At 72.6% G+C, this 11,702-nt stretch carries 11 protein-coding genes; 5 read left to right on the forward strand and 6 right to left on the reverse strand.

The window, feature by feature from the left end:
• The first annotated feature begins 1 nt into the window (after nucleotide 1).
• The 3 genes from I8N68_RS11375 to I8N68_RS11385 all read left to right on the forward strand — a co-directional run bounded on the left by I8N68_RS11375 (nucleotide 2) and on the right by I8N68_RS11385 (nucleotide 3,707).
• On the forward strand, nucleotides 2–1,294 hold the full coding sequence (locus I8N68_RS11375) for a lysine N(6)-hydroxylase/L-ornithine N(5)-oxygenase family protein (RefSeq protein WP_200209882.1): 1,293 nt from the start codon (nucleotides 2–4) through the stop codon (nucleotides 1,292–1,294).
• A 74-nt stretch (nucleotides 1,295–1,368) separates the two neighbouring features.
• Entirely contained in the window at nucleotides 1,369–1,920 is a 552-nt protein-coding gene (locus I8N68_RS11380; protein ID WP_307812783.1) for a GNAT family N-acetyltransferase, read from the forward strand.
• A 14-nt stretch (nucleotides 1,921–1,934) separates the two neighbouring features.
• Entirely contained in the window at nucleotides 1,935–3,707 is a 1,773-nt protein-coding gene (locus tag I8N68_RS11385) for an IucA/IucC family protein (protein WP_200210100.1), read from the forward strand.
• Between the two features lie 130 nt (nucleotides 3,708–3,837).
• On the opposite strand, the gene I8N68_RS11390 is transcribed toward I8N68_RS11385, so the two are convergent.
• The 3 genes from I8N68_RS11390 to trmB form a co-directional block, all read right to left on the reverse strand.
• On the reverse strand, nucleotides 3,838–4,482 hold the full coding sequence (locus I8N68_RS11390) for a hypothetical protein (RefSeq protein ID WP_200209883.1): 645 nt from the start codon (nucleotides 4,480–4,482) through the stop codon (nucleotides 3,838–3,840).
• Nucleotides 4,483–4,601: 119 nt separating this feature from the next.
• Complete coding sequence (locus I8N68_RS11395; RefSeq protein ID WP_200209884.1) at nucleotides 4,602–7,115, reverse strand: DEAD/DEAH box helicase; 2,514 nt, start codon at nucleotides 7,113–7,115, stop codon at nucleotides 4,602–4,604.
• Between the two features lie 150 nt (nucleotides 7,116–7,265).
• Nucleotides 7,266–7,895 carry a tRNA (guanosine(46)-N7)-methyltransferase TrmB gene (gene trmB, locus I8N68_RS11400; protein WP_234039477.1) on the reverse strand — a complete coding sequence of 210 codons (630 nt, stop codon included), beginning with the start codon at nucleotides 7,893–7,895 and terminating at the stop codon, nucleotides 7,266–7,268.
• 211 nt (nucleotides 7,896–8,106) lie between these two features.
• Here trmB and I8N68_RS11405 point away from each other — a divergent pair, with 211 nt between their 5' ends.
• Both I8N68_RS11405 and I8N68_RS11410 read left to right on the forward strand, forming a co-directional pair.
• Nucleotides 8,107–8,682 (forward strand): hypothetical protein, encoded by a 576-nt coding sequence (locus I8N68_RS11405; RefSeq protein ID WP_200209886.1) that lies wholly within the window; start codon nucleotides 8,107–8,109, stop codon nucleotides 8,680–8,682.
• Between the two features lie 5 nt (nucleotides 8,683–8,687).
• Nucleotides 8,688–9,371: a class F sortase gene (locus I8N68_RS11410; protein WP_200209887.1), complete on the forward strand. Its 684-nt coding sequence runs from the start codon at nucleotides 8,688–8,690 to the stop codon at nucleotides 9,369–9,371.
• A 6-nt stretch (nucleotides 9,372–9,377) separates the two neighbouring features.
• Here the strand turns inward: I8N68_RS11410 and I8N68_RS11415 are convergent, their stop codons facing one another.
• The 3 genes from I8N68_RS11415 to I8N68_RS11425 form a co-directional block, all read right to left on the reverse strand.
• Nucleotides 9,378–9,698, reverse strand: a complete 321-nt coding sequence (locus tag I8N68_RS11415) for an antibiotic biosynthesis monooxygenase family protein (protein ID WP_200209888.1) — start codon at nucleotides 9,696–9,698, stop codon at nucleotides 9,378–9,380.
• Between the two features lie 42 nt (nucleotides 9,699–9,740).
• Nucleotides 9,741–10,538, reverse strand: a complete 798-nt coding sequence (locus tag I8N68_RS11420) for an exodeoxyribonuclease III (RefSeq protein WP_200209889.1) — start codon at nucleotides 10,536–10,538, stop codon at nucleotides 9,741–9,743.
• Between the two features lie 91 nt (nucleotides 10,539–10,629).
• Complete coding sequence (locus I8N68_RS11425) at nucleotides 10,630–11,550, reverse strand: proteasome assembly chaperone family protein (protein WP_200209890.1); 921 nt, start codon at nucleotides 11,548–11,550, stop codon at nucleotides 10,630–10,632.
• Nucleotides 11,551–11,702: the final 152 nt, after the last annotated feature.

The raw sequence follows: 11,702 nt of genomic DNA on the forward strand, positions 1-11,702 counted from the left end.
CATGTCGACCCACGACTTCATCGCCGTCGGACTGGGCCCGTACAACCTCGGCCTGGCCTGCCTGGCCGAGCCGATCGGCGACCTCGACGGCCTCTTCCTAGAGGCGCGCGACGAGTTCGCCTGGCATCCCGGCATGCTGCTGGAGTCGGCCCGCCTGCAGACCCCGTTCCTCGCCGACCTGGTCACCCTGGCCGACCCCACCTCGCCGTACTCCTTCCTCAACTACCTCAAGGAGTCCGGGCGGCTGTACCCGTTCTACATCCGGGAGAGCTTCTTCCCGCTGCGCAACGAGTATCACGCCTACTGCCGGTGGGCGGCGGCGAAGCTTTCCAGCGTCCGCTTCGGCCACGAGGTCACCTCGATCGAGTACGACCCGGCCGACGAGCGGTACGTGGTGCACGCCACCGTCGCGGGCGAGCGGGTGAGCCACCGGGCCCGGCAGTTGGTGCTCGGCACCGGCACCCCGCCCGACCTGCCCGACGCGTGCCGGGAGCTCGGTGGCGACGCCATCCACAACTCCCGGTACCTGGACCACCGGGCGGCGCTGCGGGCCAAGCGGAGCGTCACCGTCGTCGGCAGCGGGCAGAGCGCGGGGGAGATCTACCACGACCTGCTCGCGGACATCGACACCCACGGCTACCAGCTCAACTGGGTGACCCGCTCACCGCGGTTCTTCCCGCTGGAGTACACCAAGCTCACCCTGGAGATGACCTCGCCGGACTACGTGGACCACTTCCACGCCCTGCCGGAGGCGACCCGCTACCGGCTGGAGGCGGAACAAAAGGGCCTGTTCAAGGGCATCAACGCCGACCTGATCAACGACATCTTCGACCTGCTCTACGCGCACAGCCTGGCCGGCCCGGTGCCCTCCCGGCTGATGACCAACACGGTGCTGACCGCGGCCAGCCACGACGCGGCGAGCGGGACCTACACGCTCGGCCTGCGCAACGTGGAGCAGGGCCGCGACTTCACGCTGACCACCGAGGGGCTGGTGCTGGCCACCGGCTACCGCTACCGGGTGCCCGAGTTCCTGGCGCCGATCCGCGACCGGCTCCGCTGGGACGCCCACGGCCGCTACGACGTCGCCCGCAACTACAGCATCGACCACACCGGTCGCGGTGTCTTCCTCCAGAACGCCGGCACCCACACGCACAGCATCACCTCGCCGGACCTGGGCATGGGCGCGTACCGCAACTCCTGGATCATCCGGGAGCTGACCGGGCGTGAGCACTACCCGATCGAGCGGCGGATCGCCTTCCAGGAGTTCGGTGCGCCGGTGGCGGTGCCGGCGTGAGCGCGCGGTGTGAGCCGGTTCGGCGAGCCGCGCGGCCGCGTACCGGAGACGGCGCGGCGACGGTGTACCGCCGGGTGGACGACCGGCTCGGCGAGTTCGCCCTGCGTACCCTCGACCCGGACGGCGACGCGGCGCTGCTGCGCGGCTGGGTCACCGATCCCAAGGCCGCGTTCTGGCTGATGCAGGACGCCGACGAGGCCGCGGTGGCGCGGGAGTACCGGCGGATCGCCGCGCACCCGCACCACGACGCGTACCTCGGTTCGTGGCGGGGGTGGCCGGCCTTCCTCGCCGAGCGGTACGACCCGGCCCACGTCGAGCTCGTCGGCCGGTACGCCGCTGTCGACGGCGACGTGGGCATGCATTTCCTCTGCGCGCCCACCGACACCCCCGTGTCCGGCTTCACCCGGGCGGTGCTCACCACGGTCATGGCGTGGCTCTTCGCCGACCCCGCCACCCGCCGGGTGGTCGTCGAACCCGACGTGCGCAACACCGCGGTGCACGCGCTCAACGCGGCCGTCGGCTTCACCGTCGTCGGCCCGATCACCCTGCCCGAGAAGACGGCCCTGCTCAGCGTCTGCACCCGCGAGAAGTTCCAGACCGCCACCGAAGGAGCCGTACCCGCGTGAACCCCGCCGCCCCCGTGGACCCCGCCGCGTCCGTGGACCACCTGACCCCGCGGCACTGGGCCGAGGCCAACCGACTGCTGGTCCGCAAGGCGCTCGCGGAGTTCGCCCACGAACGACTGATCACCCCCGAGCCGGTGGGCGCGGACCGCTACCTGGTGCGCGGCGACGACGGCACGGTGGAGTACCGCTTCGCCGCCCGGGTGCTGGCCCTGGCCCACTGGCAGATCGACCCGGCCAGCATCACCCGGCACGCGGGTAGGCGGGAGCTGCCGCTGGACGCCGTGGACCTCTGCCTCGAGCTGCGTGGCGCGCTCGGGCTCACCGACGCGGTCCTGCCGGTCTACCTGGAGGAGATCACCGCCACGCTGGCCGGCGCCGCGTACAAGCTCGGCCGGCCGGAGCTGCCCGCGGCCGACCTGGTCCGGGCGGACTTCCAGGTCATCGAGACCCAGATGACCGAGGGCCACCCGTGCTTCGTGGCGAACAACGGCCGGCTCGGTTTCGGGGTGCACGAGTACCACCGCTACGCCCGGCCGGTCCGGCTGGTCTGGCTGGCCGCCCACCGCGACCACACCACCTTCACCTGCGCCGCGGACCTGGACTACGACACCCTCGTCCGGGCCGAGCTGGGCGACGAGGTGCTCGCCGGCTTCGCCGGGACGCTCACCGGGCTCGGTCTGGACCCGGCGGACTACCTGCTCCTGCCGGTGCACCCGTGGCAGTGGTGGAACAAGCTGGCGGTCACCTTCGCCGGCGAGGTCGCCCGGCGCCGCCTGGTGCCGCTGGGCGAGGGACCGGACGAGTACCTGGCCCAGCAGTCGATCCGGACCTTCTTCAACGTCACCGCCCCGACCAGGCACTACGTGAAGACGGCCCTGTCGGTGCTCAACATGGGCTTCATGCGCGGGCTCTCCGCCGCGTACATGGAGCACACCCCGGCCATCAACGACTGGCTCGCCGGCCTGGTGGCCGGCGATCCGGTGTTCCGGCGGGCCGGGCTGTCGATCATCCGGGAGCGGGCCGCGATCGGCTACCGCCACCGACAGTACGAGGCCGCGACCGACCGGTACTCCCCGTACCGCAGGATGCTCGCCGCGCTCTGGCGGGAGAGCCCGGTCGCCGGGCTGGAGCCGGGCCGGCGACCGGCCACCATGGCCTCGCTGCTGCACGTCGACCGCGCGGGCCGCTCGGTCGCCGGCGTGCTGATCGCCGAGTCCGGGCTCGCGCCGGCGGTCTGGCTGCGCCGCTACCTCGACGCCTACCTCGTCCCGCTGCTGCACAGCCTCTACGCGTACGACCTGGTCTTCATGCCGCACGGGGAGAACGTCATCCTCGTCCTGCACGCCGGAGTGGTGGAACGGGTGATCTTCAAGGACATCGCGGAGGAGATCGCGGTGCTCGACCCGGACGCCGACCTGCCCCCGCCGGTGCGCCGGATCCGGGTCGCCGTCCCGGACGAGGAGAAGATCCTGTCGATCTTCACCGATGTCCTGGACTGCTTCCTCCGCCATCTCAACGCCATCCTGGTCACCGAGGGCGTCCTCGCCGAGGAGACGTTCTGGCGCACCGTGGCCGAGTGCGCGTCGGACTACCACGACAGCGTCCCGCAACTGGCCGACCGGGTGCGCCGGCACGACCTGTTCGCCGCGGAGTTCCCGCTCTCCTGCCTGAACCGGCTGCAACTGCGCAACAACCAGCAGATGGTCGACCTGGCCGATCCGTCGGCCGCGTTGCAGTTCGCCGGCACCCTGGCCAATCCGCTCGCCCGCTTCGCCCCGCGGCCGTGAACGCGGCCGCTCCGCCCGCCGGCGCGGTACGGGCCGGACGCGCCGGTGGACCCGGCGGCCCGTCCGAACCCGTGCACCCACCCTTGGTCGTCGCGGCGGCGGTGGAGCGGCCCCGGACGGGACCGGCGGGTCAGGCGGCGGTGGACCAGATGGCGCGGAAGGCGGCGGCCTCGCCGGCCAGCCACTGCTCGACCTGGTCGGGCTTGACCGTGTCGGGCATGCGGTGGGTTGTGCCGCGGCGGACGTCGACCAGGACCGGTTCGGCGTGCGGGAGGACGGCGTCCATGTGCCGGGCCATCAGGTGCAGGGTGGCCAGGGCCGCCTCCTCGCTGGGCGGGGCCTCGTCGAAGTGCAGGCGGACCGCCTCGGCGCGACCGTCGGGGTACCGGACGCCGAAGTGGGGGTTGATCTTGACGGGCAGGTCACCGAGCATGGCGAGGGCGTCGCGGGTCTGGGCGAGGTCGACGCCAGCCGGCTCGCCCAGCGACTCCAGCCAGGTCGTCGCGCCGGGGACGAGGGCCTGGTAGAGCGGGCGCCAGCGGGGCTTGACCAGATCGGCCACCTGGGCGAGGTGCGTGCCGCCGGTGTGGAACGCGATGTCGGCCTTGAGCGCCTTGACGAACTGCCCGTGCGGGTTGAAGCCGGAGCGGCTGGCCCGCTGCTTGCGCAGGCCCCCGACGAAGGTGGCCTTGGTCGGCCCGGTGCGGTCGACGTACCGGGTGAAGCCGAGGAGGGTGGCGTACGGCGTGAGGGGGGTGGAGATGGGCGCGGTCACGAGCATCCTCCCAGGTCAGGAACTCGATTAGTACATACATTCTAATCGACAGGTCTGACATCGCCCAGGGAACAAAAGGGGCCGTCCGGACGCACCGGACGGCCCCTCGAAGCGAAAATCTACAGCTGGCCCACGTCGGTGATCCGGATGACCGCGGCGCCCACCTCGTCGGAGGCAGCCAGGTCGACCTCGGCGCTGATGCCCCAGTCGTGATCGCCCTCCGGGTCGTCCAGGACCTGCCGCACGGTCCACCGCTCCCGGCCCTGCTCGATCATGAGCAGCGCCGGCCCGCGCGCGTCCGGGCCGACCCCGATTCCGTCGTACGACTCGAAGTACGGCTCCAGCGCGTCCGCCCACGCGTCGGCGTCCCAGCCGTCCGCCGCGTCGAGCTCCCCGAGCAGGTCCCAGCGGCGCAGCGCGGCCAGCTCGACCCGGCGGAAGAGGGCGTTGCGCACCAGCACCCGGAAGGCCCGGGCGTTGCGGGTGACCGCCGGCGGCCGATCGTCCAGGGCGGCGTGGGCCTGGGCCACCTCCGCGACGTCGGACGGGTTGCGCAGCCGCTCCCACTCGTCGATCAGGCTGGAGTCGACCTGGCGGACCAGCTCGCCCAGCCACTCGATGAGGTCGACCAGCTCCTCGGTCTTGGCGTCCTCCGGGACGGTCTGCCGCAGCGTCTTGTACGCGTCCGCGAGGTAGCGCAGGACCAGGCCCTCGGAGCGGGACAGCCCGTAGAAGCTGACGTACTCGGTGAAGGTCATCGCCCGCTCGTACATGTCCCGGACGACGGACTTGGGGGAAAGCTGGTGGTCGGCGACCCAGGGATGCCCCCGCCGGTACATCTCGTACGCGCCGTCCAGCAGCTCCGCCAGGGGCTTGGGCCAGGTCACCTCGTCGAGCAGCTCCAGGCGGGCCTCGTACTCGATGCCCTCGGCCTTCATCGCGGCGACCGCCTCGCCGCGCGCCTTGAACTGCTGCGCGGAGAGCACCTGGCGCGGGTCGTCGAGGATCGACTCGATCACCGAGAGCACGTCCAGGGCGTAGGACGGGGACTCCTGGTCCAGCAGCTCGATCGTCGCCAGGGCGAGGGGGGAGAGCGGCTGGTTGAGGGCGAAGTCGAGCTGGAGGTCGACGGTGAGCCGGACCCGCCGGCCGGTCTCGTCGGGCTCGGCGAGCTGTTCGACCACCCCGCCGGCCTTGAGCGCACGGTAGATGGCGATGGCCCGGCGGATGTGCCGGCGCTGGGCGGCGGCGTCCTCGTGGTTGTCGGTGAGCAGGTGCCGCATCGAGGCGAACGCGTCGCCGGGACGGCCGATCACGTTGAGCAGCATCGAGTGGCTGACCTGGAAGCTGGAGGTCAGCGGCTCCGGCTCGGCCTCGACCAGGCGCTGGAAGGTCGGCTCGCCCCAGCCGATCGAGCCCTCCGGCGGCTTCTTCTTGACCACCTTGCGGCGCTTCTTCGGGTCGTCGCCGGCCTTCGCGAGGGCCTTGAAGTTCTCGATGACGTGCTCGGGGGCCTGCACCACGACCCGGCCGAGGGTGTCGAAGCCGGCCCGGCCGGCCCGGCCGGCGATCTGGTGGAACTCGCGGGCCTTGAGCAGCCGGGTGCGGACCCCGTCGTACTTGGACAGGCCGGTGAAGAGCACGGTGCGGATCGGCACGTTGATGCCGACGCCCAGGGTGTCGGTGCCGCAGATGACCTTGAGCAATCCGGCCTGGGCGAGGGTCTCCACCAGGCGGCGGTACTTGGGCAGCATGCCGGCGTGGTGCACGCCGATGCCGTGCCGGACCAGCCGGGACAGGGTCTTGCCGAAGCCGGAGGTGAACCGGAAGTTCCCGATCGCCTGGGCGATCATGTCTTTCTCGGCGCGGGTGCAGACGTTGACGCTCATCAGCGCCTGCGCGCGTTCCAGCGCGGCGGCCTGGGTGAAGTGCACGACGTACACCGGGGCCTGCTTGGTCTGGAGCAGCTCCTCCAGGGTCTCGTGCAGCGGGGTCATCGCGTACGAGAACAGCAGCGGGACCGGCCGCTCGGCCGAGCGGACGACGGCGGTCGGCCGGCCGGTACGCCGGGTCAGGTCGTCGACGAACCGGGTGGTGTCGCCGAGCGTGGCGGACATCAGCACGAACTGCGCCTGCGGCAGCTCGATGATCGGCACCTGCCAGGCCCAGCCCCGGTCCGGTTCGGCGTAGAAGTGGAACTCGTCCATGATCACCTGGCCGACGTCGGCCAGGGCGCCCTCGCGCAGCGCCAGGTTGGCCAGGATCTCCGCGGTGCAGCAGATGATCGGGGCGTCGGCGTTGACGCTGGCGTCACCGGTGAGCATGCCGACGTTCTCGGCGCCGAAGACCTCGCAGAGGGCGAAGAACTTCTCCGAGACCAGCGCCTTGATCGGCGCGGTGTAGAAGGTGGTCCGGCTGTCGGCCAGGGCGGCGAAGTGGGCGGCGATCGCGACCAGGCTCTTGCCCGAGCCGGTCGGCGTGTTCATGATCACGTTCGCGCCGGAGACGATCTCGATGACCGCCTCCTCCTGGTGGGGGTAGAGGTCGAGGCCGCGCTCCTTCGCCCAGCCGGCGAACGCGTCGAAGAGGGTGTCGGGGTCGGCGCGTCGAGGCAGCGCGGCAGTGAGCGTCATAGCGCCCCCCATGGTGCCCGGATCATGGGCCCCCGCGCCAACCGGCCTCCGCACCCGTCCACCCCCTCTCGCCCACTTTCAGAGAAAGAGTGGCTATTCCCCGCCGGACAGCCCTGCCTTCTCGGAAAGGGCGGGTGGGTGGGGGAGGGGTCAGGGGCGGCGGTGGTGGATCAGGTCGAAGATGGGGCGGTCGGCGGTGAGGGCGCGGCGCTCGAACTTCGTGACCGGGCGGTGCGCGGGGCGGGGGGCGAAGCCGTCGTGCGGGTCGACCAGTTCCGGGTCGGCGATCAGCGTCTCCCGCATCGACTCGGCGTACTCGGCCCAGTCGGTGGCGCAGTGCAGCGTTCCGCCGGGGGCCAGCCGGGAGCGCAGCAGCGCCACGTGGGCCGGCTGGATCAGCCGCCGCTTGTGGTGCCGGGCCTTCGGCCACGGGTCGGGGAAGAAGGCGTGCACCGCGTCCAGTGAGCCCTGCGGCAGTGCCCGGACCAGATCCAGCGCGTCGCCCCGGGCCACCCGGACGTTGTCCAGCCTGTGCCGTTGCACCAGGTCGAGGAGGTTCGCGATGCCCGGCGTGTGCACCTCAACCGCCAGATAGTGTCGGTCCGGGTCGGCCGCTGCCATCGCGGCGGTCGCGTCGCCCATGCCGGAACCGATCTCCAGCACCAGGGGCGCCGGCCGGCCGAACAGCGCCACCGGATCGCACGGCCCGTCGAGGTCGGCGATCTCCAGGCCGTACGCCGGCCAGAGCCGGGTCAGCGCGTCGCGCTGCCGGTCGCTCATCCGGCCCCGGCGGGGGTGGAAGGTGCGGATCCGGGCGACGTGCGCCGGTGCGGCGGCGGGATTCTGGTGGGTGGAGGTCACAGCGATCCGAGCGTACGCGACGGTTGCCGCGTATCGGATGTGATGTACGCCCGAGGGTGAGACGATTCATCCCGTACGGCAGGACGGGCGGACCGCTGCCCGGTACCGCCCTACGGCGCCGGGAGGGCTCATGGTGTCAGTCACGCACCACGCGGCGCTGGTGGTCGCAGCCACCGCGCTCGCCGCCCCGCTGGTCGGGGCGGTTCCCGCACTGGCCGGTCCGGTGCCGGTCGCCGGGCCGGCGTCCGGCCAACCGGGGTCGGGACAGCCGCGGCCGGAAGACATGATCTTCGTGGAGGTCACCCCGAGCACCGTGGAACCCGGCTTCCTGGTCGGCATCCGGGCGAGCTGCCGGGACAACTCGGTGCCGGCCACCGTGGTCTCGGACGCCTTCGGCCGGGTGCAGGTGCAGCCGCAGCGCGGGCTGCTGACCGCCTCGCCGATGGTCAAGGAGCGCACCCGGCCCGGCAACTACCGGGTCAAGCTGGACTGCCCGAGCGGGCAGACCGCCTCGACGATGCTCCAGGTGGTCAAGCGGGTCGAGCCGAGCCGGGGCCCGGCGACCGGCTTCGGCGGCACGGCCGGCGGGATCGGCCTCGGCGGCCTGTTGGTGCCGGTGGGGCTGGCCCTGACCCTGGCCGGGGCGACCGTCGGCGTGGTGGCCGCGCGCCGGCCCCGCACGATCCGTGGCGCCGCCCGCCGCTGAGCACCATGACGACCTCGCATCCCGCCCCGCAGCCGGCCAGCCGGCCGGCGCCGCGCGACCGCCGTACGGGGCGCAGCCCCTGGTCCGCGCCGCTGGCCGTGGTGCTGGTCCTGGTCGGGGTATTCGCCACCGGGGCGGGGCTCGGGCGCACGGCCGGGCCGTTCGACTGGGCCGCCGACGGCGCGCGCCCGGCGGCGAGCGACGGGCAGCCGGCGGGCCGGCTGCCGGCGAGCCGCCCGGTGCGCCTGTCGGTGCCGGCGATCAAGGTCAGCGCGCCGGTGACCCCGGTCGGGCAGGCGAAGGACGGCTCGATCGACGTGCCGCCGCTGACCAAACACCACCAGACCGGCTGGTACGACCGGGGCCCGACCCCGGGGGAGCCGGGCCGGGCGATCATCGTCGGGCACGTGGACACCAAGCGCGGCCCGGCGGTCTTCTACGACCTCGGCAAGCTCAAGCCCGGCGACCGGATCGAGGTGACCCGGTCGGACCGGAGCGTGGTGACCTTCAAGGTCGACACGGTCGAGCACTTCGACAAGGCCGACCTGCCGGCCGACCGGGTGTACGGCGACGACGGTCCGCCCGGCCTGCGCCTGATCACCTGCGGTGGGGAGTGGCTGGGTGGCGGGACCGGCTACGCGGACAACGTGATCGCGTTCGCCTCGTTGGTCGACTCCCGGGGGCCCTGAGCGGGCTCAGCCCTTGCCGGTCACCTGCTGGACCACCTCGAACTCCAGCAGCGTCGCGCCGCTGGCGACCGGCCGGCGCGGCTCGCCGCCCTCGCCGCCCGCGTGCGCGGCCCGGGACGGCCCCGCCGCCCACGCCTGGTACGCCTCCTCGGTCTCCCACCGGGTGTAGACGAAGTAGCGGTTCTCCCCGGCGACCGGGCGGAGCAGCTCGAAGCCGAGGAAGCCGGGAGAGTTCTCCACCGCGCCGGCCCGGGCCGCGAACCGCTTCTCCAGCTCCGCGCCGGCGCCGGGCGGAACGTCGATCGCGTTGATCTTCACGACTGCCATGGCTTTACCCTAACCACGCGCCCGCGGGCCGGGCCGCCCGACTCAGAACGGCTCGACGGTCGGCACCAGATCGGCGTCGACCACGATCGGGGCGTGGTCGGAGGGGCCCTTGCCCTTGCGGGCCTCCCGGTCGACGTACGCGGCGCGGACGGTGCGGGCGAACGGCGCGGAGGCGTACACCAGGTCGATCCGCATGCCCTTGTTCTGGTGGAACATCCCGGCCCGGTAGTCCCAGTAGGTGAAGGGGTGCGGACCCTTCATCGGGGTGGGCACCACGTCGCTGAGCCCGAGGTCGCGCAGCGCGGCCAGGGCCGCCCGCTCGGCCGGGGTGACGTGGGTGGAGGCGACGAACAGCGCCGGGTCCCAGACGTCGGCGTCGGTCGGCGCGACGTTGAAGTCACCGCAGACCGCGAGGGGCAGCCCGGTGGTCAGCTCCGGTTCGAGGGCGTCGCGCAGCGCGGCGAACCAGGCCAGCTTGTAGGCGTAGTGCGGGTCGTCCGGCGCGCGGCCGTTGGGCACGTACACCGACCAGACCCGCAACCCGTCACAGGTGGCCGAGATGGCCCGGGCCTCCGGCTCGGGGAAGCCCGGCTCGCCGGGAAACCCGACGGCCACGTCGGCCAGCCCGACCCGGGACAGCACGGCCACCCCGTTCCATCGGCCGTCGCTGTGGCTGGCCACCTCGTAGCCCAGCGCGCCCACCTCGGTGACCGGGAAGGCCCCGTCGGGGCACTTGGTCTCCTGGAGGCAGACGACGTCGGGCTTCGTGGTGGCCAGCCAGTCGAGCAGCCGGGGCAGGCGGGCCTTCACCGAGTTGACGTTCCACGTCGCCAGGCGCATGCCCTTAGCCTGCCGCATCCCACGCCGGCCCGCCGCTCAGCGCGTCGGGGTGTCGCATCCGCGGGGCTGGTCCGGGCGGCACCCGCGGCGGTCAGGCGCCCGGGGTGTCACCCGGGCGGGTCTGCTCGGCCAGGAACCGTTCCAGCTCGGCGCCGAGCTCGTCGGCGGTCGGCAGCGGCCCGGTCTCGGGGGCGAGCAGGTTCTTCTCGCCGCGACCCCGGGCGAAGGCGTCGTACTGCTCCTCCAGGGCCTGGACCAGGGTGGCCGCCTCCTCGGTCTGGGCGACCTGGCGGTCGATCTCCACCCGGACCACCTCGGCGGCCGCGCGCAGCCCGTCGCGGGGCAGCAGCAGGCCGGTGCTGCGGGACACCGATGCGAGCAGCGCCTCGGCCGCGGCCGGGTACTCGGTCTGGGCGACGTAGTGCGGTACGTGCGCGGCGAAGCCGAGCGCGTCGCGGCCCTGCTCACCGAGGCGGTATTCGAGCAGGTGGCCCACGCTGCCCGGCACCTGCACCCGCTGCAACCAGGGCTCGTAGCCGGCGATCAGTGCCGGCCGGGTGGCGTGCGCGGTGACCCCGGTGGGACGGGTGTGCGGCACCGCCATCGGGATGGAGTTGAGTCCCACGGTGAGCCGGACGTCCAGCCGGCTGGCCAGCCCGGCGACCGCGGCCACGAACCGCTCCCACTGCACATCCGGTTCGGGGCCGGTGAGCAGCAGGAAGGGGGTCTCGTCGTCGTCGTGCAGCAGGTGCAGCTCCAGCGCCGGGGCGTCGTAGTCGGCCCAGTGGTCCTCCACGAAGGTCATCACCGGGCGGCGGGAGCGGTAGTCGAAGAGCTGGTCGACGTCGAACCGGGCGATCGGGCGCGCCTCCAGCGAGGTGAGCAGCTGCTCGCGGGCCAGCCGGGCGGCGCTGCCGGCGTCGACGAAGCCGGTGAGCGCCTGGATCAGCACCGGTTGACCGAGTTCGGGCAGCTCGTCGGTGAGTTCGTAGAGCTCGTGTGGGTCGAGCACCGGTCGGGACCTCCCTGGATACGCGCGTACGGGTGGCCGTGCGCGCACGGCACCCGGTTCGGGAAACGTACCCGCCGTCGCAATCCATTCCGGCAGGACCCGGCTCGGCGGCCGCTGGATGATCACAATGCGGCACGCCGGATGATCAAATC

The sequence above is a fragment of the Micromonospora coerulea genome (genome assembly GCF_016598485.1).
In the GTDB taxonomy this organism is placed as follows: Bacteria; Actinomycetota; Actinomycetes; order Mycobacteriales; family Micromonosporaceae; genus Micromonospora; species Micromonospora coerulea.

Bases quoted from the DNA above. Each gene is read 5' to 3' on its own strand.
- trmB (WP_234039477.1), bottom strand. From the start codon at position 7,895: ATGAGCGACCGGCAGCGCGACGCGCTGACCCGGCTCTGGCCGGCGTAC.
- I8N68_RS11405 (WP_200209886.1), top strand. From the start codon at position 8,107: ATGGTGTCAGTCACGCACCACGCGGCGCTGGTGGTCGCAGCCACCGCG.
- I8N68_RS11375 (WP_200209882.1), top strand. From the start codon at position 2: ATGTCGACCCACGACTTCATCGCCGTCGGACTGGGCCCGTACAACCTC.
- I8N68_RS11395 (WP_200209884.1), bottom strand. From the start codon at position 7,115: ATGACGCTCACTGCCGCGCTGCCTCGACGCGCCGACCCCGACACCCTC.
- I8N68_RS11420 (WP_200209889.1), bottom strand. From the start codon at position 10,538: ATGCGCCTGGCGACGTGGAACGTCAACTCGGTGAAGGCCCGCCTGCCC.
- I8N68_RS11410 (WP_200209887.1), top strand. From the start codon at position 8,688: ATGACGACCTCGCATCCCGCCCCGCAGCCGGCCAGCCGGCCGGCGCCG.
- I8N68_RS11415 (WP_200209888.1), bottom strand. From the start codon at position 9,698: ATGGCAGTCGTGAAGATCAACGCGATCGACGTTCCGCCCGGCGCCGGC.